The sequence below is a fragment of the uncultured Bradyrhizobium sp. genome, from assembly GCF_964252615.1.
Classification (GTDB): Bacteria; Pseudomonadota; Alphaproteobacteria; order Rhizobiales; family Xanthobacteraceae; genus Bradyrhizobium.
Window position 1 is genome coordinate 129,623 of record NZ_CAXUNQ010000004.1, and the last position, 19,760, is coordinate 149,382.

Genomic DNA, 19,760 nt, shown 5'->3' on the forward strand with positions numbered 1-19,760 from the left:
TCAAGCCCAGCCATGATGGTTAAAATCGCTTCAAGCCGGCCTATATAGCCTGCATGCGTCCGCAAGAAATCCTGATGCCCGTAGCCGCCGGCCTGTGTTGCAGGCCCGGCGGCTTTCATATCGATCCGGTGCGTCCGGTCGAGCGCGCCGTGATCACCCACGGGCATTCCGATCACGCCCGCCCCGGCCATGGCGCCGTGCTGGCGACCCGGGAAACCCTCGACATGATGCGGCTGCGCTATGGCGAGGATTTTGCGCGGACGACACAGGCCATTGCCTATGGTGAAGAGGTCTGGCTCGACAAAGTAAAGATCAAGTTCCATCCGGCCGGCCATGTACTGGGCTCGGCGCAGATCGCGGTGTCCTGTGAAGGCACCTGCATTGTCGCCTCCGGCGACTACAAGGACGCCCCCGATCCTACCTGCACGCCGTTCGAGGTGGTGCCCTGCGACGTCTTCATCACCGAAGCCACCTTCGGCCTGCCGGTGTTTCGCCATCCCGACGCGGCCGTCGAGGTCGAAAAGCTGCTCGCATCGGTGGCGCTGTTTCCGGAGCGTGCGCATCTGGTCGGCGCCTATTCGCTCGGCAAGGCGCAACGCGTGATCGCGCTGCTTCGGGAAAGCGGCTATGACGCGCCGATCTACCTGCACGGCGCGATGGAGAAGATCACGCGCTATTATGCGAGCCGGGGCGTGCCGCTCGGCGAACTGCGCATGGTCAAAGACGTGAAGAAGGCCGATCTCGCCGGTACCATCACGCTGGCGCCGCCATCGGCGACTTCGGATATCTGGACGCGGCGGTTTCCCGATCCGGTCACCGCGTTCGCGTCGGGCTGGATGCGGGTGCGCGCGCGGGCTCGCCAGCGCGGCGTCGAGTTACCGCTGGTGATTTCAGATCACGCCGACTGGAACGGCCTGACCGCCATCATCGATGCCACGGGCGCCGGTGAAATTTGGGTCACGCATGGCCAAGAAGACGCGCTGGTGCATTGGTGCAAGGCCAAGGGACTGATGGCGCGACCGCTCGATCTCGTCGGCTACGGCGATGAAGATGGCGAGGAAGAAACGCCGTCCGCAGGCGAAGGCGCCGACGGATGAATCGTTTCGCCGAACTGCTCGACCGCCTTGCCTACGAACCCGGACGCAACAACAAGCTGCGGCTGATCACGGGCTATTTCCGCAAGGTGGAGGATCCCGATCGCGGCTATGCACTGGCCGCGCTGACCGGCGCGCTGTCGTTCAAGCACGCCAAGCCGGCGCTGATCCGGGACCTGATCATGTCGCGCACGGATCCCGTGCTGTTCGCGCTGTCGCATGACTATGTCGGTGATTTCTCCGAAACGGTGGCGCTGATGTGGCCGAAGACACCGGCCGCGGCCCATAACAATCCGCCGCCCCCCACGCTGACCGAAGTCGTCACGACGCTGCGTACGCTAGGCAAGACCGAAATGCCTAAACAGCTGACGCGCTGGCTTGATGAACTCGACGAGACCGGGCGCTGGGCGCTGCTGAAACTCGTTACCGGGGGGATGCGGATCGGCATCTCTGCGCGTCTGGCCAAGACCGCGGCTGCGACGCTCGGCGGCAAGGACGTTCACGATATCGAACTGATGTGGCCGGGACTCGCACCGCCCTACCTCGATCTGTTCGCATGGCTGGAGGGCCGCGCCGACAAGCCCGTCAACCTGGATCCGGCGCCGTTCCGGCCGGTGATGCTGGCGCATGCAGTCGAGGACAGCGATTTCGCAAATCTAGACGCCGCGGATTTCATCGCCGAATGGAAATGGGACGGCATTCGCGTCCAGGCGGTGAGCGGCTATGACGAACATGGCAAAATCGTCGCTCGGCTGTACTCCCGAAGCGGCGAAGACATCACCAAAAGCTTTCCGGACCTGTTGCCGTCGCTGCGGCTTGCCGGCGCCGTCGACGGCGAGTTGCTGGTGCTGCGCGACGGCCGGGTGCAGACCTTCAACGTTCTGCAACAGCGTTTGAACCGCAAGGTGGTCTCACCGAAACTGATCAAGGAATTTCCGATCCACCTGCGCGCCTACGATCTGCTCTGCGACGCGGACAATGATCTTCGCGAACTGCCCTTCGCCGAACGCCGAACGAGGCTCGAGGCTTTCATCGCAAAGCTGGACGATCCCCGCGTCGACCTGTCACCGGCAATTCCCTTCGACAGTTGGGACGCGCTCAGGGCGACGCGCGCTGATCCGGCAAGCGCGGGTGCCGGCGAAGATGCCGAGGCCGTCGAGGGCGTGATGCTGAAGCGCCGCGACGCGGCATATCTGCCGGGCCGTCCTAAAGGCCAGTGGTGGAAGTGGAAGCGCGACCCGCACCTTATCGATGCGGTGCTGATGTACGCCCAGCGCGGCCACGGCAAGCGCTCGTCGTATTATTCCGACTATACCTTCGGTGTCTGGACCGATGCTGACGACGGCGACCAGTTGGTGCCGGTCGGCAAGGCCTATTTCGGCTTTACCGACGAGGAATTGCTGCAGATCGACCGCTTCGTCCGCCGCAATACGACGGAAAAATTCGGCCCGGTACGTCATGTCGTCCATGAACCGGACCAGGGCCTGGTGCTGGAGGTCGCCTTCGAGGGGTTGCAGCGCTCGCCGCGGCACAAATCCGGCGTCGCCATGCGGTTTCCCCGTATCAACCGGTTGCGCTGGGACAAGCCTCCGCGCGAGGCCGACCGGCTGGAAACGCTGGAGCGGATGCTGAAATCCGACGCCGCAATTCAGGCTGCTGCGGCGGCCGGCGACCATTGACGCCGCCAAGCCGGTTCCCCATCTGCGGTACACCACTACAATCGGCGCCAGATCGCGCGGGAGACCAGGATGCAAAACGAGACGAGGCAGATGCCGGGCGACGCACCACGCGATTATCCGCGAGGCCTGCCGCGCCGCGACGACAGTCTCTCGCGCTTTCTCGGGGGTTCGCCGCTGGCGGTGGCGTTTCGCCTGGTTCTGCTGTCGATCCTGGTCGGCGTGGTGCTCGCGGCGATCGGCTTCGATCCCTGGAATATCGTCAGCAGCATCCGTCGGCTGTTCAACTGGATTTATGATCTCGGCTTCGATGCCGTCAATGGACTGTGGCGCTACTTCCTGCTCGGCGCCGTCATTGTGATCCCGATCTGGCTGATCTCCCGGTTGTTCGGCGCACCGCGCGGGCGATAGACCGAACGCCGGTTTGATCCATTGGCTTCCCCGTCCCGGGTTACGTCGGCGCAGATGTTCGCCATCGCAGGGCCCGCGATGGCGGCCAATCTGACCACGCCGCTGCTCGGTATTGTCGCCACCATCTCGATCGGCCGGCTTGGCGACGCGACGCCGCTCGGCGGCGTGGCCATGGCATCGGTGATTTTCGACTGCCTGTTCTGGCTGTTCGCGTTCCTGCGCATGAGCACCGTCGCCTTCACGGCGCAGGCGCTCGGCGCCGGTGAGGGCCAGGAATTGCGGGCGCTGCTGGTGCGGGGTTTTGCCGTCGCCGCGCTGACCGGCACCGGTCTTATCGCGCTGCAAATACCGCTGGCCGCCGGGCTGTTCGGCGCCATGGGCGGCAGCGACGGCGTCACGCGTGCAGCCAAGACCTATTTCGCAATCCGGATCTGGTCGGCGCCGCTGGTGCTGGCCAATTATGCCGTGCTGGGCTGGCTGGTCGGACAGGCGCGCGCCACCTTGGCGCTGGGGGTGCAGATTGCGATCAATGCCGTCAACATGGCGGCGACGGTGTTGCTGGTGCTGGTGTTCGACGCCGGAGTCGCCGGCGCCGCGATCGCCGCCATCCTCGCCGAAGCTACCGGCCTCGCGATCGGCGTTTTCATTGCGCGGCATCTTACGGGCGGTCTCGCCGTTTCGCGCACCGCGTTGCTCGATCGCCCCAAGCTGATGCGGATGATGGCGGTCAACCGCGACATCATGATCCGCACTGCTGCTCTGATCACCGCCTTCCTGTTCTTCACCGCTCAGGGCGCACGTGCCGGCGACGTGACGCTCGCCGCCAACGCGGTGCTGAACAACCTTCTGCTGATCAGCGCGTTCTTTCTCGACGGTCTTGCCAACGCCGCCGAGCAGCTCTGCGGCCGCGCCTATGGCGCGCGCGACCGCACCGCCTTCTCGAGCGTGACCCGGCTGGTGATCCTGTGGGGGTTTGCTTTCGCGCTTGCGGTAACCGCGATCTATGCGCTGTTCGGGCCGGCGCTGATCGATATCATGACCGCAAGCCAGGACGTTCGCAGCAGCGCCCGCGACTATTTGTGGCTGGTGGCGCTGGCGCCAGTGCTCGGCGTTTTCGCATTCGCTTACGACGGCATATTTATCGGAGCGACCTGGGCGCGCGACATGCGCAACCTGATGATGCTGTCGCTGATCATCTTTCTCGCCGCTTGGCTGGCGCTGCGGCCGTTCGGCAATGCCGGACTGTGGGGCGCGCTACTCGTGCTGTATGCCGCACGCGGCGGGCTCCAGGCACTTCGCTATCCGGCGCTGTTGGAATCGTCGTTCGCGGCTGAACCTAGAGCGGCCAGTCTTCCGCCGTGATGTTGGCGGCGTCGGCGCCGACGATCTCGGTTAACGAATCTCGTCCCGTGCGCAGCAGGGTAGAGGCGAGATCGCGCTTGATGTCATCGACCAGACCGAGACCCTTGTAGATCAGGGACGAATAAAGCTGGATCAGGCTGGCGCCGGCGCGGATTTTCGTCAGCGCGGCACCTCCGCTGTCGATGCCGCCGACGCCGATCAGCGGAAATGCGCCTTCGGCACGTACATAGGTTTCCGCCACCATTCGTGTCGACAATCGGAACAGCGGCCGTCCGGACAGGCCGCCTTGCTCTTTGGCACGATTCTGTTCGCGCAAGGCCGGGGACCGCGCAATCGTGGTATTGCCGACGATCATACCGTCGACCCGGCGCGAGCGCGCGATGTGGACGACGTCGTCGAGTTCGTTCAGCGTCAGATCGGGCGCGATCTTGAGCAGCACCGGTGAATCGCCGGCGTTTTGCCGCACCCGCTCGCGCGCATCGATCACCTGCGCCAGGAGATCGTCAAGCGCCGCCGCCTGCTGCAAATTGCGCAGCCCCGGGGTGTTCGGCGACGACACGTTCACGGTGAAATAGCTCGCCACCGGCGCGAAAGTCTCGATTAATTTTACATAATCGGCGACGCGATCCGGCGAGTCCTTGTTGGCGCCGACATTGACCCCGACGATGCCGGAAAGATGTGCGCGACTGGCCAACCGCCGCAATACCGCGTCGGCGCCGTCATTATTGAAACCCATCCGGTTTACCACGGCCTCATCGCGCTGCAGGCGAAACAGCCGCGGCCGCGGATTGCCGACTTGCGGCTTCGGCGTCACCGATCCGATTTCGACGAAGCCGAAACCCAGCCGCAGCAACGCATCCGGCGCTTCGCCGCTCTTGTCGAAACCGGCGGCCATTCCGACCGGATTGGGAAAATTCAGGCCGAAAGCGCGGACCGCCAGTTTGGGGTCGTCCGGCCGGGGCCGCAACGGCGGCAGCAGTCGCAACCCCTGGATTGCCAGCCGATGCGCGTCTTCCGGATCGAACCAGCGCAGCAGCGGCAGCGACAAGACATCGAATGCACGAATCACGGTTTCAGCTCCGGAATGTCGTGAAATCCGTCGGAACGCGCGTGCATCTCGAGGATGGCGGTCACCGCGCCGAGATCGAGTTCGCCGTAGAGATGCGGAAATAGCTCGTCGTTGCGCGAGGGCTCCCAACGCAGTGAACTGCCCAGCGCGCCGGCATCCACCGCGATCAGAAACAGCCCGGTCTGGCCGAAAAAGTGCTTCCTCGCCGTCTCAGCGAGCTGCGAGGCCGTGGAAAAATGGATAAAGCCATCGCGCAAATCGTCGGCGCTGCCATGGAACGCGCCGCGCCGCTCGGCCTCGCGCCAGGCCGAGGCGGGACAAATCTTGTAAATCGTGCGCAGCACCGCCCGCTTCCTGCTTGTCGCTCAAGTCTTTAGGGATTTTACCGGCAATTCCGGCGTCCACCCGGACCGTATCGGTGGGGTGAGTTCACATCAAGCATAGCATTTATCCACAGGGAGTATTGCGAACCGGGTTCAATTAAGGCAATAATTCCTAAATTTTGACCGAGTTGAACCATGGCCAAACAGAAGACCGACATGCTGACCCACGACCAGATCTGGGGCGCGATGGACCGCCTTGCCGAACGCGCCGGATTATCCGCCTCGGGACTTGCGAAGAAGTCCGGACTCGACCCCACGACTTTCAACAAGTCCAAACGCATCACCGTCGAGGGGCGCGAGCGATGGCCATCGACCGAATCGGTTGCCAAGGCGCTTACGGCCACCAATGTCAGCTTCGACACCTTTGTTCAGCTGGTCGAGAATACCCCGCGCACCGTGCAGTCAGTGCCGCTGATCGGCTTCGCACAAGCCGGCTCCGGCGGCTTTTTTACCGACGGCGGCTTTCCCGTGGGCAAGGGCTGGGACGAAGTCGGATTGCCTTCGGTAAATGACGAGCATGCCTACGCGCTGGAAATTTCCGGCGATTCGATGAAACCCGCCTATCGCGATGGAGATATCATCGTGGTGTCGCCCGGCGCCCAGATCCGCAAGGGTGATCGCGTGGTGGTGAAGACCAAGGACGGCGAGGTGATGGTCAAGGAGTTGAAACGCCGCAGCGCCAAGGTTCTCGAACTGCAGTCACTCAATCCGAACCATGTCGACCGCACGCTGGCCGCCGCCGAGGTGGACTGGATCGCGCGAATCGTTTGGGCGAGCCAGTAGGCATTCCGTCATTGCCGGGCTTGACCGGCATTCATCATTTGGAAAAAGGCATTTTGCCAAGCGCAGATGGTGTGCGGGCCAAGCCTGCGCATGACGATTGATGTTATGCGGAGCGCGCCAGCGCGCCGTCGATCATCGCGGCCGCGTTCGTCACGCCGTAGACCGCCACGAATGATCCGAAGCGCGGCCCCTTCTCCTGGCCGAGCAGCACCTGATAGAGCATGTTGAACCAGTCCAGCGACACACCGGGCCGGCCGTCCTTGCCCTTCTTCACCGCGTCCAGAAACGGCTCGCGACGCCCGATCTCATAGACCACGTTCTGGATCTCTTCGGCCGACGCGCCCGCCGGCAATTGCGACAGCGCATCACGCAAATCCTGCAGCGCAACGCGGTCCGTCTCGGTCGGTTCGCGGAACTGCTTGGTCGGCGCCACAAAGTCGCGGTAGTAGTTGATGGCATAGCCGACCATCGCATCCAGCTTCGGATGGGTTTTGGGGGTGACGCCCGGCCGGTAGCGCCCGATGAAGCCCCACAAGGTTTCGGCGTTCTCCGCGTTCGACGACGACACCAGCGTCAGCAGCAGCTGGAACGTGACCGGCATATCCGCCGCCGGCGGATGGCCGGCGTGAACGTGCCAGACCGGATTCGACAGACGCTGCTTTCCATCCTGCCGCCGATAGCCGTCGAGGAACTGGTAGTAGTCGTCGACCGTGCGCGGAATGACGTCGAAGTGCAGACGCTTGGCCGCCTTGGGCTCGCGATACATGAAGCAGGACAGGCTTTCCGGCGAAGCATAGCGCAGCCACTCTTCGATGGAGAGGCCATTACCCTTCGACTTGGAAATCTTCTGGCCCTGCTCGTCGAGGAACAGCTCGTAATTGAAGCCTTCGGGCGGCGTGCCGCCGAGGGCGGCACAAATCCTGCCCGACAGCTTGACCGAATCGATCAGGTCCTTGCCGGCCATTTCATAATCGACGCCGAGCGCAGACCAGCGCATCGCCCAGTCCGCCTTCCATTGGCACTTCACCTGGCCGCCCGTAACCGCGATCTCGGTCTTTTCCGCGGTGTCAGGATCGATATAGACCACGGTGCCCTTTGACACGTCGCGCTCGATCATCGGGACATAAAGCACCTTGCCGGTGGCCGGACTGATGGGCAGAAACGGCGAATAGGTCGCCCGACGATCGGGCCCAAGCGTCGGCAGAATGATCTCCATCACCCGATCGTAGACCTCGAGCATCTGCTGCATCGCGCCGTCAAACCGGCCGGAGCTATAGTAGTCGGTCGCGCTCGCAAATTCGTAATCGAACCCGAACGTGTCGAGAAAGGCGCGCAGCCGCGCATTGTTGGCGGCACCGAACGATGGGAATTCGTTCGAGAATGGATCCGGAATGCGCGTCAGCGGCTTGCCGAGATAGGCGGTGAGCATCTCCCTGTTGGGAACGTTGTCGGGCACCTTGCGCAAGCCGTCCATGTCGTCGGAAAACGCCAGCAACCGGGTCTTGATCTTGTCTTCGGTCAGTACGCGGAACGCGTGGCGCACCATCGTGGTGCGCGCAACTTCACCGAAGGTGCCGATGTGCGGCAGCCCCGACGGTCCATAGCCGGTCTCGAACACCACCTCGTCCTTCGGCTTTTTCTTCAACCGCGCGACGATCGCCTTTGCCTGCTCGAACGGCCAGGCATTGGATTGTTCGGCGAGCGCGCGCAGATCGCCTGGACTGGTGAGTTCGGTCGTGGACATTTTAGAGCAGGTCTCCGGAGATCAGGAAACTGGCCTGTTCGCAATTATAGCCGTCGTTGCGAGTGAAGCGAAGCAATCCAGAGCGCCACAAGCAAGATTGGATTGCTTCGTCGCTTCGCCTCTCGCAATGACGAGAACGCGGCATTTCAGAACGGGCTGACGGAGAAATAGCGCAGCCACAGATCGGTATAGCGGCCCTTTTCCCAAAGCCTGAACAGCGCCCAGTTCAGCGACTGGCGCAACAGGTCATTGCCTTTTCGCACGGCAATTCCGATGCCTTCGCCGAAATAGCGGCTTTCGACGAATGGACCGCCGCTGAAGGCGCAGCACTCGCCCGAATCGGTGCCGTTGATCCAGAATGCCAGCGAGATCGCGTCGCCGAAAATGAAATCGACCTCGCCGCGCCGTAACGCCTGCCGCAGCGCGTCGTCGCTCGGATACGAATGCAGTTCCGCATCGGTGAACATCGCCTTGAGATAGGCCTCGTGCGATGAGCCGGCGATGGCGCCGACTTTCTTGCCTTCGAGATATTCCGGACGTAGTTCCGCCATCGCCGCATCGCGCCGCGACACGAACCGCGCCGGCGCCCGGTAATACGGGTCAGTGAAGTCGACGCGCTTGCGCAGTTCCGGCGTCACCGCAAGGGAGGCAATGATGGCGTCGCCGCGATTGCTGGAAATCGCGTCGAGTAGTGTCTCGAAGCGCCGCATCTGGATGGTGCAGTTGACCTTGATCTCTTCGCACAGCAGACGCGCGAGATCGACGTTGAACCCGGCGGGATTGCCGTCGGGACCGGTGAAGTTGAACGGCGGGTAGTCGGTCTCCGTCAAGAACCGGATCACGCTGAGACGCGACAGATCGGGCCTGTCAGGCCGCCGCCTCGGATCCCAGAATCCAGGTACGGCCTGCGGCGCCGCTGCCGGTGCAGTTTTCGGGGCACTTTGAGCGCGCGCGTCTGTGTCCGGCGCTACCACCGCCAGCAATACCACCGCCGCGGTTGCGCGTAAAAAGTGTAACAATTTCAGATTGTTAACCGACACTGAGTGTGATGTGCTCGTTGGCAGGACGCCCGGAAAGGAGGGTCTTATAGACCATCCGGCGCAAGAGGCGAGCGGCGTTTACGGTAAGCGAGGACTTCGCATGGCCCTTTGGGACCATGTCCGAACCGACAAAATGAGAGCCGCGCGGTCGCGCCGCGGCGCAGCCGGCTGCGCGCCGGGCGAAGGGTTCGGATTTTTACGGGGAAACTTTGGCTCGCTGCGATCCAGCAATGATAATCAGCGGCACGCCGTCGAGGACGGCTGGGCCGACGAACTGGATTGCCTGCGGCGGCGACTGCCGCCGCAATTGCTCAGGGCTGCCGAGGAACGGGCGAGGGAACTGGGTGTTGGCGCCGACCAGGTCCTGATCCAGCAGGGCGTGATCGACGAAGAAGCCTATTTGCAGCTATTGGCGTTCCACACCGGGCTCGCCACCGAAACCTTTGCCGGAATCCATCGGAGCGATTCTCCTCTCTCCGATAGCCAAATCCTCGACGCCGCGGCGTTCGGCCTGATCCCGCTGCGGCACGATGGCGGCTTGGTCTGGACGATAGCGCCGCGGCGCCTTGCGGCTCGTACGCTCTGCCGCCTTGTCGATCAACACCCTCATCTAGCCGAGCGCATCCGGCTCACGTCGTCCTCGCATCTCGAGCAATTCCTGTTGCATCAGGCCGACGGCATACTGGGCCGCGCCGCCGCTGACGGTTTGCGCATCCGCTTTCCGCGGATGTCGGCAGCACCCGCCGCAATCGACGGCCCCCGATGGCGCGGACATCTGCAGCGCCTCAAAGGGCCATGCGTGTTTGCGGCGCTGATGCTGTTGCCGCCGATCTTTGCCTTGGAGGCTTGGAGCGTCGTGCTGGCGATATGGTTTCTGCTGTTTATCAGCATACGCTTTGTCGGAGGTTTCTTGCCCCGGCCGGCGCAGCCAGGGTTACGCCGCCTTTCCGATCACCAGTTGCCGGTCTACACGGTCGTCGCGGCGCTTTATCGGGAAGCGAAATCGGTTGCGCTGCTCATGCAGGCCATCAATGATCTGGACTACCCGCGAGAGAAACTGCAGGTCATCCTCGCCATCGAGCCCAACGATCTTGCAACCCGCGCCGCTATCGCTCGACTTGGTCCGATGCCGCATGTGCAAGTCCTGATCGCGCCTGCCACCGGGCCCAGGACCAAGCCAAAAGCGCTGAACTGCGCGCTTTCTTTTGTACGAGGCAGTTTTGTGGCGGTATTCGACGCCGAGGATTGCCCCGAGCCCGGCCAGCTTCGCGCGGCGCTTGATGCCTTTCGTAGCCAAGGCGCCGATGTCGCGTGCGCGCAGGCCAGCCTGTGCATTCACAACATCGCAGACAGCTTGCTGACACGCATGTTCACTGCCGAATATGCCGGGCAGTTCGATGTGGTCCTTCCGGGAATTGCGGCGATGCGTATGCCGCTACCGCTGGGCGGATCGTCTAATCATTTCCGTACGGCGATTCTGCGCGAAATCGGCGGCTGGGATGCCTGGAACGTCACGGAGGACGCTGACCTCGGCTTTCGCCTCGCACGTTTCGGATATCGATCGGTCACCTTCGATTCGACTACCCATGAGGAAGCCCCGATACGGTTCAAGGCATGGCTGCATCAGCGTTCACGCTGGATGAAAGGCTGGATGCAGACCTGGAGTGTGCATATGCGCGAACCCTGGCGGCTGCGGCGTGATGCCGGGTTAAGCGGACTGCTCGCGCTCAACATCGTCGTCGGCGGCAACGTGCTGACCGCGCTCGCCTATCCGATTCTTGTCGTTGAATTTGTCATGTATGGGGCCGCCAGCGTCGCTGGCAACGCTCCCGGCTGGTTCCTGACCGGCTTGCTGGCGCCGCTGCATATCACGACAATCGCAGCAGGCTTTCTATCGACCGTCGCCATCGGCCTGGCCGGCCTTGCCCGGCGCGGCCACCTTCGCAGCGGCTGGATTCTCGCAGCCACGCCGTTCTATTGGGCCTGCCTGTCGATTGCGGCATGGCGGGCGCTGTGGCAGTTCTGGAGCGATCGCTACCGCTGGGAAAAGACCGAGCACGGCCTCACCCGAAGCCGGCGATCAACTGCTTCCCCTGGAGCACAGGCGATGCACCTGATGAAGCGTCGACGAGGATTTCAAAGGTAGCGTTTCAGATCGGCCGCCGCGGCGTCCGGCATCCGTTTCAGATTAAACGGCGCCACGAATTTCCCATCGCGATCCATCAGATAGACCAGCGCGGTATGATCCATGGTGTAATCGCCGTTTTTCAGCGGGACTTTCTTGGCATAGACCCGAAACCCGGAGATGACTTTCGCGACCGCGTCGGCGTCGCCGGTCAAGCCCTTAAGATGCGGATCGAAGCTCGACAGATAATCCTTCATCGCGCTAGCGGTATCGCGCTCCGGGTCGACCGAGACGAAATAGGCATTCACCCGGTCGGCGTCCCCACCCATGGCGCGCAACACCTCGGAGATTTCGAACAGTGAGGTGGGACATACATCCGGACAGTGCGTGAAGCCGAAGAAGATCAGCGTCGGTTTTCCCACCAGATTTTTTTCGGTAACGGTCTGGCCGGCCTGGTCGGTCAGTCGGAACGGCCCCCCGATCGCGGACGGCGCCGTCACGCCGCGCAATCCGCCAAGCAGCCACAGCACGACGACCAGCCCGACAACCAGGCTGCCGGCGAACGCCGCGACGATGACCAGCGGCCGAGTGGTCCGATCCATTATGACCTTCCTTTGGACTAGATCAGAAACAGGCGGCAATGCCGGATGCGATCATCTCGAAGAAAACCGCAGTGCCGTAGTGGAACCACAGCACCGAGGCGCCGAGCAGGATGGCCGTAGTAAGGACAACGCCACCGACCATGATTCCGAACGCAACGCCGCCGATGGCGCGTTGCGCCGGCGCCGCACGTTCCGCAAGCGATCCTTGGCGCGCCGTATTCAGCATTTATCCCAGATAAGGCCGGCGGGGCCGCCGGGCAAGCGCTGCCGGCGCGGCTTCGATCACGTCATGCTGAAGACACGGTTAGCGCGAGGCCGAGGCCTGGGCGTCCAGGTAGCACGGCTTGTACATGGCCATCAGCTGGCGGCCGCGCAGGAAGATCATATGCGGGGTCAGCCCGCCACGTTTTGCGATCCAGCGCCGCACCTGCGACGGATACATGGAATACAGCATCTGCGTCGCTTCGGGGTTGGTCACCGCGCGTCCATTGGAACTGAAGTCCCAAGCCGCGTGAAAGCCGAGATTGGCGTGCGACGTCACGCAGATCTTGTCATGGGGAACGGCGCCAAGAACAATGGTGCAGGCCGAAGCGCACAAGCCGTCGATGATTACCGTCTCTCCGGAACTACGCAGGCCCTGGTATTTGTCTACGTAGGTGCCGATGCGGCCGCCCCGGTCCTCGGCGATCCGAACCACTGCGTGGCTTGCCCCAACACCCGCGAACAACAAGACCGCCGCGAGCAATCCCGTAACGAATTTCATGACCAGCCCCAGTCGAGAACCTGTCCGAATCTGACCGTCTTGTGATGCAAGACTGTCGCCAGCGTGTTGCGAGATCGACGTTTTGTCCAGATCACGGAGGTGGCTCAGATCAAATTCAAATCGAGTGTTGCACGCGGGATGCACCCGCGCTTCGTCAGGTCCCGAACTGGAACAGCCAAGGGTGAGGACTGCCGGTCACGACGCATTTGCCGTTGACCGGGATTGAAGCGGCGGGCTTCTATTCCGCCAAGCGCAGGGAGACCATCCGATGGCCGATGAAGCTGATGTCATTGTGGTCGGCGGCGGGCTTGCGGGCCTCGTCGCGGCGACCGAAATTGCCGACGCCGGAAAACACGTCATCATTGTCGATCAGGAGGGCGAACAGAGCCTCGGCGGCCAGGCCTTCTGGTCGTTCGGCGGATTGTTCCTGGTGGATTCGCCCGAGCAGCGCCGGCTTGGCATCAAGGACAGCTACGATCTGGCGCTGCAGGACTGGATGGGATCGGCCGGCTTCGACCGCGACGAGGATCACTGGCCGAGGCGCTGGGCCGAAGCCTATGTAGCATTTGCCGCGGGCGAAAAACGCGACTGGCTCCGCGCCATGGGGCACCGGATCTTTCCGGTGGTCGGTTGGGCCGAGCGGGGCGGCTACGACGCTATGGGCCATGGCAATTCGGTGCCGCGATTCCATGTCAGCTGGGGCACCGGCCCGGGCATCGTCGAGCCGTTCGAGCGCCGCGCACGCGAGGCCCAGGCGAGCGGCCTGCTCAGCTTCCGCTTTCGCCATCGGGTCGATGCGCTGACGTCGGCCGGCGGCACGATCGACGGCGTCAGCGGCGCGATCCTCGAGCCCTCATCCGCAGCGCGCGGCCAGAGTAGTTCGCGCAACGTCATTGGCAGTTTCAAGCTAACCGCGCAGGCGGTGATCATCGCTTGCGGCGGTATCGGCGGCAATCACGACCTGGTCCGGCAGAACTGGCCGAAACGCCTCGGCGAGGCGCCAAAGAACATGATTTCCGGCGTGCCCGCGCATGTCGACGGCCGCATGATCGGCATCACCGAAGCCGCCGGCGCGCGGCTGATCAACCGCGACCGGATGTGGCATTACGTCGAAGGCATCCAGAACTGGAATCCGATCTGGCCGATGCATGGCATCCGCATCCTGCCCGGCCCGTCATCAATGTGGTTCGACGCCACGGGCACGCGGCTGCCCCCGCCGCTGTTTCCCGGCTCCGATACGCTCGGCCAGCTGCAATACATCATGTCGACCGGCTACGACTATTCATGGTTCGTGCTCACCCAAAGCATTATCAAGAAGGAGTTTGCTCTATCCGGGTCCGAACAAAACCCCGACCTCACCGGCAAAAGCTGGCTGATGACGGCGCGCCGCGCCACCAATAAGGGTGCGCCCGCGCCGGTGGAAGCGTTCAAGAGCAAGGGCATCGACTTCATCGTCCGCGACAACCTTGCCGATCTGATCGCCGCGATGAACGCGCTCAGCGGCGACAATCTGCTCAAGCTCGACTATGTGGAACGTCAGATCGCTGCGCGCGACCGCGAGATCGCCAATCCTTATGTCAAGGACACCCAGGTGATGAGCATCCACAATGCGCGCAAATATATCGGCGACAAGTTGATCCGCACCGCAAAGCCGCACCGCATCCTCGATCCCGCGCATGGTCCGCTGATCGCGGTGAAACTCAACATCCTGACCCGCAAGACGCTGGGCGGTTTCGAGACCGACCTGGACTCGCGGGTGTTCGGCGGCGATGGCGAGATCATGTCGGGCCTCTATGCCGCCGGTGAAGCCGCCGGCTTCGGCGGCGGCGGCATGCACGGCTACCGCTCGCTGGAAGGCACGTTTCTCGGCGGCTGCCTGTTTTCCGGGAGGAATGCGGGACGCGCGGCAGCGAAGGCGGTGGCGTAAGGAATCGAGACGATGAGGCCGGAAGATGCGCGATGCTCCTTGAGCGCGGTGTGCTATTCTGCTCCGATCCTGCTGAGCCTATAGTTCCGATGTCCCGAAAAATCATTGACCACAAAAAGCAAGGACGACAGCCTGCTCGACGTGAGGAGGAGCATGCAATTCAATATGAACCGGAAATCTTGGCACCGACCGAACATCTGCCTCTAAAGTCATCTGGAGGGTTTTCAAAAATCTCGATAGGTGAATTTCTGACTGCTATATCCCTTCTTTACGTTTGCACCATTGCATCGTTCAACGCCGGATACTTCTCAGGCGTTCACGGCAACTTCGTAGAATTCTTTTCGATCGCCGATCTCGCCGGCGCGAACATTCCAGTTCTGCAATATTTTGTTGGCGTCCTAGGACTGTACTGTTTGGTTTCGGTCTACTTCTCGATACTCAGTACCTTCACTGGGGCTAACATCTCAGCCGCCTTTCATGAAATCGCTGAGAATTTCTTCGTCAAGCATCATGCTAACGCGCATATGTTTTGGGGAGTCTATATTCTCCTTCTCATCTTCTTTTACGCCGCAACTGCTTTATTTAAGCATTTCAATATCAGCAACTTCACGCTGGTTATGATACCTGATTTAATCTTTCAAAGCTTTCTGATTCTATTCTTTTGGATGGGATACAAAAACGAATATTTGCCCGCGCGAACGCTAGCGGTTGCCACTCTGTTGGGCCTGTTCGTTACTTCGAATAACGCCGGCGCCGCTTGGCTTAGAAGTGAGCTTGCTGTACCCAACAACGTTCAAGCTATAATCGACAAGGATGGTGGATGCTTAGAGCGCAACATTCTCCGCAATTCGAGCAGTGGATTGCTCCTCTACAATCCGACAATGAAACAGTTTGAATTTCGCAACAAAGACGGTTTTAAGACGATCTACGAAGGCCGTGGGTGTACGTAAACTCATCCAACAATCGGCCTCGAAACCTCTACGCAGTCCACGCAACAAGTTAAGCATCCAACACGTTAGGCCACGCAAATTCGGAGAAGAGCATGACCATCCAGCGTTTCGAGACCGGGCCGCGCATGAGCCAGGCCGTGGTCCATGGCGACACCGTCTATCTTGCCGGCGTTGTAGCCAATACGGCAGCGGGCAAAAGCGTGACGGAGCAGACCAAAGAGGTGCTCTCGATCATCGACAGCCATCTCAAGAAAGCCGGGAGCGACAAATCGAAGCTGCTGACGGCGACGATCTATCTTGCCGATATGGGTACCTATGCAGAGATGAACGCGGTGTGGGACGGCTGGGTTTCAGCGGGAAATGCACCGGCGCGCGCCACCGTGGAGGCCAAACTTGCGGCCCCGCGTTATGGCGTGGAGATCATGGTGATCGCGGCGCGGTAATATTGCGCAACATCGCGGAAGCGGACGGCCGGCAAAAGGTCGACACGACGGCGTGTGGGAACCTCATTGCCGCTGCCGCATCCAACATGCAGCGGTACAGCGACCCCGGACCCCACTTATGCTCACGCGCCACGCACCAGCCGCCCAGATCGCCGGCGTTCCAAGCGGCGACGCCGACCTTGTCCGGCGTGCCCGCGCCCGGGACGAGGCGGCCGTTCGCGCCATCATGCAGGCGAATAATCGCAGGCTGTACCGGATCGCCCGCGGCATCCTGCGCAACGACGGCGAAGCCGAGGACGTGGTCCAGGAAACCTATCTTCGCGCGTTCACCCATCTGGAGAGTTTTCGCGGCGACTCCAGCCTCGCCACCTGGCTGGCCCGCATCGCCATGAACGAGGCGCTGGGACGGCTGCGCCGGCAGCGTCCCAGCGTCGAATTGAGTACCTTGCGGCCGGGAGCGCTGGATGCGCAGATCATCCAGTTCCCGAATTCGGCCGCAGCCGAAGATCCGGAAAAGACCATGGCGCAACGTGAAATCCAGCATGTCGTCGAACATGCCATCGACGATCTGCCTGAGGCGTTCCGCATCGTCTTCATCACCCGGGTCCTCGAGGGAATGAATGTCGAGGAAACCGCCGAGCTGCTCGACATCAAACCGGAAACTGTCAAGACGCGGCTGCACCGCGCCCGCGCCATGCTGAAGGAAAATGTGGAAAGGAAGATCGGCCCGGTGGTGCTGGAAGCGTTCCCGTTCGCAGGAAAACGCTGCGAGCCTGACCGAGGCGGTTTTGAAGCGGCTCGGCCTGTCCGCGTAATTTCGGGAACCTTTGCGCCGGCGCGCCATCCAACCCCTGTGTTCAACCAGCAGCGCCGGCGCTTCATGCCGATTGCCACAGGAGTGCCAGACCATGTTCGTTCGATTGAGCGCGGCGGTCGCCGCGGTTAGCCTGTTGAGCGGTGCGGCCCTTGCCCAGGGCACCAAGCCGACCGATCCGCAGATCGCGCATATCGCCTACACCGCCGGCGTGATCCAAAACGCCGCCGACAAGCTGGCCGAACTCGCCGAGCTGAGCGGCGCCGCCTACGACAAGGCCTACGTGGCCAACGAAGTCGCCTATCACAAGGCGGTCAACAGCGCGCTGGAGAGCCCAGCGGATTCGAGTGCATAATCCCGGTAAAGCTGCCTTGCCCTCCTGGTAACAGGCCCAATATCGAACTTCCTGTTGCCCAGCCGGCGCAATGGCTGCACCTTGCCGAAATTACCGGTCGAAAAAACTTCGTCAGCATGTTCAACCTGTTCGAATTGAACCGTGGTCTCTACCACAACCTTCCCATCGCGCCGAAGCAGGGAGATCACGCGCTGCCTTGTTATGCCGTCCAGAAAAGTGCCGTTCGGTTGCGGCGTGAATACCTGGCCGCCCGTCACGTAAAACAGGTTCGCGGTGGCGAATTCCGCAACGTTGCCGAACGGGTCAAGAACGATTGCATTTTCAAATCCCGCAGCGCGGGCGGTGCGCAACGCCCGCGCCGTCGCGGGATAAAGGCAGGCGGCCTTCGCTTCGGTTGGTGCCGTATCCGGCGATGGACGCCTGACCGGGGAAAGGCAGGCGCTGAACCCTTCGGAGGACGGAAGCGGAGCCCGCTGCACGACCAGTCCGAACTGTGTACTCTCTGCGATCGGCACAGCCCAGCCTTCCGACGCCCAGAACATGGGCCTGATATAAAGCGCCGTATCGCGAGGAAACCGTCCTACGCCTTCGCGAACGAGAATTTCGATATCGATCGCATTCAGGGTCGGCGCAAGGCCCATGACCTGCGCCGAGGCGATCAATCTTTCGCAGTGCCTGTCAACGTCCGGAATCACGTTCTCGAACGCGCGAATACCGTCAAATACCGTTGAGGCCATCCACAGCGCATGGTCGCGCACCCGGACTACGGGAGCATCGTCGTCTATCCAGCCATTGTTTGCAAATGTGAGCACATCCACGGCGCGCCTCCCCGGTTATTGCTTGTCCATCAGGCTCATTGAGGAACATTTTGCGCCGGCGACGGCATCGTCGATCGCCGGAATCAGCAGATCGATGATCCGGTCGATGTCGGACCGAGTGACGATGAATGGCGGCGAGACAAGAATGTGATCACCCCGCCGGCCGTCGATGGTGCCGCCGCCGGGATAACAAATGAGGCCCCGGTTGAAAGCGGCCTGTTTGACCCGCTTATGCAGCTTCACCGCCGGATTGAAGGGCGCCTTGGTCGGCCTGTCGACCACCAGCTCGATCCCGACAAACAGGCCCCTGCCTCTGATGTCTCCCACGAACGGGTGCTGAGCAAGGCGCGATTTCAGCTCGTTCATCAGATACCCTCCCTGCTTCACCACATTGGCGAGCAGATCGCGGTCGCGGATCTTCCGTTGAACAGCCAAGGCGGCCGCACAGGCGACCGGATGTCCCATGTAGGTTTGGCCGTGATGAAAGATTCCATCTCCTTCAATGAAGGCGTCATAGACGCGATTTGAAACCACGACGGCGGCAATTGCCTGATATCCTCCCGCGAGACCCTTGGCCACGCAGATAAGGTCGGGTGCAACGCCTTCATCCTGGCAGGAAAATGTAGATCCCGTTCTTCCCATTCCACACATGACCTCATCCAGGATGAGAAGAACGTTGTATCGGTCGCAGATCTTCCGAATCCTCGCAAAATACCCCGGTACGGCTGCAACCGCACCGGACGTTGCGCCAACTATCGTTTCCGCAATGAACCCCGCAACATTCTCCGGGCCGAGATGCAGGATTTCTGTTTCGAGCGCATTCGCCGCCCGGAGGCCGTATGCTTCGTCAGATTCCCCGGCGTGCCGCATGCGATAAGCATAGCATGGCGGAATAAAGCCACATTGCATGGTAAGCGGCGCGTAAAGACTTCGTCTCCACTCGACGCCGCCTAGCGCAACAGCTCCGAGAGTTGCGCCGTGATAACTTTGATGACGCGCGATGAATTTTGTCTTCGAGGGAAGTCCGGATTGAACAAAATATTGCCGCGCCATTTTCAGCGAGGCTTCGACCGCCTCGGAACCGCTGCCGGTCAAGTATAATTTACCGAAGCCGGCGGGCGCCTCGCCGATGATCAGGTCCGCCAAGGTTTCCGCCGCAAGCGAGGTGAAATAAGAGGTGTGCGCGAAGGCGATACGATCAACCTGTTCCTTGATCGCCGCGATCACATCGGGATCGTCGTGGCCAAGGCAGGAAACGGCGGGACCGCCTGACGCGTCCAGGTATTCGCGCCCGTCTGTGTCAATGATGTAAGCGCCCTTGCCGTGATCGACGATTGGCAGATCGAGCCCGATCTGCCGCGGGAATACGTTTGAAGATCTAGGGCTTTCCAATCGCATTGA

At 61.8% G+C, this 19,760-nt stretch carries 19 protein-coding genes and 1 pseudogene; 11 read left to right on the plus strand and 9 right to left on the minus strand.

Annotation, left to right across the window (positions count from 1 at the left end; genetic code table 11):
* The first annotated feature begins 53 nt into the window (after window positions 1-53).
* The 4 genes from ACFE72_RS04215 to ACFE72_RS04230 all read left to right on the plus strand — a co-directional run bounded on the left by ACFE72_RS04215 (window position 54) and on the right by ACFE72_RS04230 (window position 4,543).
* On the plus strand, window positions 54-1,097 hold the full coding sequence (locus ACFE72_RS04215; protein WP_375411802.1) for a ligase-associated DNA damage response exonuclease: 1,044 nt from the start codon (window positions 54-56) through the stop codon (window positions 1,095-1,097).
* Entirely contained in the window at window positions 1,094-2,773 is a 1,680-nt protein-coding gene (locus tag ACFE72_RS04220; RefSeq protein ID WP_375411803.1) for a cisplatin damage response ATP-dependent DNA ligase, read from the plus strand. The genes ACFE72_RS04215 and ACFE72_RS04220 overlap by 4 nt, the downstream gene beginning before the upstream one ends.
* 90 nt (window positions 2,774-2,863) lie before the next feature.
* Window positions 2,864-3,181, plus strand: a complete 318-nt coding sequence (locus tag ACFE72_RS04225; protein ID WP_375411873.1) for a DUF6460 domain-containing protein — start codon at window positions 2,864-2,866, stop codon at window positions 3,179-3,181.
* A 54-nt stretch (window positions 3,182-3,235) separates the two neighbouring features.
* Window positions 3,236-4,543 (plus strand): MATE family efflux transporter, encoded by a 1,308-nt coding sequence (locus tag ACFE72_RS04230; protein ID WP_375411874.1) that lies wholly within the window; start codon window positions 3,236-3,238, stop codon window positions 4,541-4,543.
* Here ACFE72_RS04230 and ACFE72_RS04235 read toward each other — a convergent pair.
* Together ACFE72_RS04235 and ACFE72_RS04240 are read right to left on the minus strand one after the other, a co-directional pair.
* Complete coding sequence (locus ACFE72_RS04235) at window positions 4,518-5,612, minus strand: quinone-dependent dihydroorotate dehydrogenase (RefSeq protein WP_375411804.1); 1,095 nt, start codon at window positions 5,610-5,612, stop codon at window positions 4,518-4,520. The two genes, ACFE72_RS04230 and ACFE72_RS04235, sit on opposite strands and share 26 nt — an antisense overlap.
* Window positions 5,609-5,953 carry a DUF952 domain-containing protein gene (locus tag ACFE72_RS04240; protein WP_375411875.1) on the minus strand — a complete coding sequence of 115 codons (345 nt, stop codon included), beginning with the start codon at window positions 5,951-5,953 and terminating at the stop codon, window positions 5,609-5,611. The genes ACFE72_RS04235 and ACFE72_RS04240 overlap by 4 nt, the downstream gene beginning before the upstream one ends.
* Before the next feature lie 198 nt (window positions 5,954-6,151).
* On the opposite strand from ACFE72_RS04240, the gene ACFE72_RS04245 reads away from it, so the two are divergent.
* Window positions 6,152-6,778: a helix-turn-helix transcriptional regulator gene (locus ACFE72_RS04245; RefSeq protein WP_375411876.1), complete on the plus strand. Its 627-nt coding sequence runs from the start codon at window positions 6,152-6,154 to the stop codon at window positions 6,776-6,778.
* Between the two features lie 103 nt (window positions 6,779-6,881).
* On the opposite strand, the gene ACFE72_RS04250 is transcribed toward ACFE72_RS04245, so the two are convergent.
* Entirely contained in the window at window positions 6,882-8,522 is a 1,641-nt protein-coding gene (locus ACFE72_RS04250) for a lysine--tRNA ligase (RefSeq protein ID WP_375411805.1), read from the minus strand.
* Window positions 8,523-8,668: 146 nt separating this feature from the next.
* Window positions 8,669-9,511 (minus strand): transporter substrate-binding domain-containing protein, encoded by an 843-nt coding sequence (locus ACFE72_RS04255; protein ID WP_375411877.1) that lies wholly within the window; start codon window positions 9,509-9,511, stop codon window positions 8,669-8,671.
* Between the two features lie 151 nt (window positions 9,512-9,662).
* On the opposite strand from ACFE72_RS04255, the gene ACFE72_RS04260 reads away from it, so the two are divergent.
* The gene (locus ACFE72_RS04260; RefSeq protein WP_375411806.1) at window positions 9,663-11,708 is read left to right on the plus strand and encodes a glycosyltransferase; all 2,046 of its coding nucleotides are present in this window, start codon (window positions 9,663-9,665) and stop codon (window positions 11,706-11,708) included.
* Here ACFE72_RS04260 and ACFE72_RS04265 read toward each other — a convergent pair.
* The 3 genes from ACFE72_RS04265 to ACFE72_RS04275 all read right to left on the minus strand — a co-directional run bounded on the left by ACFE72_RS04265 (window position 11,699) and on the right by ACFE72_RS04275 (window position 13,052).
* On the minus strand, window positions 11,699-12,289 hold the full coding sequence (locus ACFE72_RS04265; RefSeq protein WP_375411807.1) for an SCO family protein: 591 nt from the start codon (window positions 12,287-12,289) through the stop codon (window positions 11,699-11,701). The genes ACFE72_RS04260 and ACFE72_RS04265 overlap by 10 nt on opposite strands.
* Window positions 12,290-12,311: 22 nt before the next feature.
* The gene (locus tag ACFE72_RS04270; protein ID WP_375411808.1) at window positions 12,312-12,515 is read right to left on the minus strand and encodes a hypothetical protein; all 204 of its coding nucleotides are present in this window, start codon (window positions 12,513-12,515) and stop codon (window positions 12,312-12,314) included.
* Window positions 12,516-12,593: 78 nt separating this feature from the next.
* A complete protein-coding gene (locus ACFE72_RS04275) occupies window positions 12,594-13,052 on the minus strand; it encodes a hypothetical protein (RefSeq protein WP_375411809.1) in 459 nt (152 codons plus the stop codon).
* 268 nt (window positions 13,053-13,320) lie between these two features.
* On the opposite strand from ACFE72_RS04275, the gene ACFE72_RS04280 reads away from it, so the two are divergent.
* From ACFE72_RS04280 to ACFE72_RS04300, 5 genes and pseudogenes are all read left to right on the plus strand, one after another.
* On the plus strand, window positions 13,321-14,979 hold the full coding sequence (locus ACFE72_RS04280) for an FAD-binding dehydrogenase (RefSeq protein ID WP_375411810.1): 1,659 nt from the start codon (window positions 13,321-13,323) through the stop codon (window positions 14,977-14,979).
* Window positions 14,980-15,011: 32 nt separating this feature from the next.
* Window positions 15,012-15,929: a hypothetical protein gene (locus tag ACFE72_RS04285; protein WP_375411811.1), complete on the plus strand. Its 918-nt coding sequence runs from the start codon at window positions 15,012-15,014 to the stop codon at window positions 15,927-15,929.
* A 92-nt stretch (window positions 15,930-16,021) separates the two neighbouring features.
* A complete protein-coding gene (locus ACFE72_RS04290; RefSeq protein ID WP_375411812.1) occupies window positions 16,022-16,372 on the plus strand; it encodes a RidA family protein in 351 nt (116 codons plus the stop codon).
* 118 nt (window positions 16,373-16,490) lie between these two features.
* Window positions 16,491-17,187 (plus strand): annotated as a pseudogene (locus ACFE72_RS04295) (RNA polymerase sigma factor).
* Between the two features lie 93 nt (window positions 17,188-17,280).
* Window positions 17,281-17,541 carry a DUF4142 domain-containing protein gene (locus tag ACFE72_RS04300; RefSeq protein WP_375411813.1) on the plus strand — a complete coding sequence of 87 codons (261 nt, stop codon included), beginning with the start codon at window positions 17,281-17,283 and terminating at the stop codon, window positions 17,539-17,541.
* Here ACFE72_RS04300 and ACFE72_RS04305 read toward each other — a convergent pair.
* Both ACFE72_RS04305 and ACFE72_RS04310 read right to left on the minus strand, forming a co-directional pair.
* Entirely contained in the window at window positions 17,490-18,359 is an 870-nt protein-coding gene (locus ACFE72_RS04305; RefSeq protein WP_375411814.1) for a branched-chain amino acid aminotransferase, read from the minus strand. The genes ACFE72_RS04300 and ACFE72_RS04305 overlap by 52 nt on opposite strands.
* Window positions 18,360-18,374: 15 nt before the next feature.
* Window positions 18,375-19,757: an aspartate aminotransferase family protein gene (locus ACFE72_RS04310; protein ID WP_375411815.1), complete on the minus strand. Its 1,383-nt coding sequence runs from the start codon at window positions 19,755-19,757 to the stop codon at window positions 18,375-18,377.
* Between the last annotated feature and the right edge of the window lie 3 nt (window positions 19,758-19,760).

Coding starts and splice junctions, on each gene's coding strand:
- ACFE72_RS04290 (WP_375411812.1), top strand. CDS start 16,022: ATGACCATCCAGCGTTTCGAGACCGGGCCGCGCATGAGCCAGGCCGTG.
- ACFE72_RS04220 (WP_375411803.1), top strand. CDS start 1,094: ATGAATCGTTTCGCCGAACTGCTCGACCGCCTTGCCTACGAACCCGGA.
- ACFE72_RS04300 (WP_375411813.1), top strand. CDS start 17,281: ATGTTCGTTCGATTGAGCGCGGCGGTCGCCGCGGTTAGCCTGTTGAGC.
- ACFE72_RS04310 (WP_375411815.1), bottom strand. CDS start 19,757: ATGCGATTGGAAAGCCCTAGATCTTCAAACGTATTCCCGCGGCAGATC.
- ACFE72_RS04225 (WP_375411873.1), top strand. CDS start 2,864: ATGCCGGGCGACGCACCACGCGATTATCCGCGAGGCCTGCCGCGCCGC.
- ACFE72_RS04245 (WP_375411876.1), top strand. CDS start 6,152: ATGCTGACCCACGACCAGATCTGGGGCGCGATGGACCGCCTTGCCGAA.
- ACFE72_RS04250 (WP_375411805.1), bottom strand. CDS start 8,522: ATGTCCACGACCGAACTCACCAGTCCAGGCGATCTGCGCGCGCTCGCC.
- ACFE72_RS04215 (WP_375411802.1), top strand. CDS start 54: ATGCGTCCGCAAGAAATCCTGATGCCCGTAGCCGCCGGCCTGTGTTGC.
- ACFE72_RS04230 (WP_375411874.1), top strand. CDS start 3,236: ATGTTCGCCATCGCAGGGCCCGCGATGGCGGCCAATCTGACCACGCCG.
- ACFE72_RS04275 (WP_375411809.1), bottom strand. CDS start 13,052: ATGAAATTCGTTACGGGATTGCTCGCGGCGGTCTTGTTGTTCGCGGGT.
- ACFE72_RS04285 (WP_375411811.1), top strand. CDS start 15,012: ATGCTCCTTGAGCGCGGTGTGCTATTCTGCTCCGATCCTGCTGAGCCT.
- ACFE72_RS04260 (WP_375411806.1), top strand. CDS start 9,663: ATGGCCCTTTGGGACCATGTCCGAACCGACAAAATGAGAGCCGCGCGG.
- ACFE72_RS04265 (WP_375411807.1), bottom strand. CDS start 12,289: ATGGATCGGACCACTCGGCCGCTGGTCATCGTCGCGGCGTTCGCCGGC.
- ACFE72_RS04280 (WP_375411810.1), top strand. CDS start 13,321: ATGGCCGATGAAGCTGATGTCATTGTGGTCGGCGGCGGGCTTGCGGGC.
- ACFE72_RS04270 (WP_375411808.1), bottom strand. CDS start 12,515: ATGCTGAATACGGCGCGCCAAGGATCGCTTGCGGAACGTGCGGCGCCG.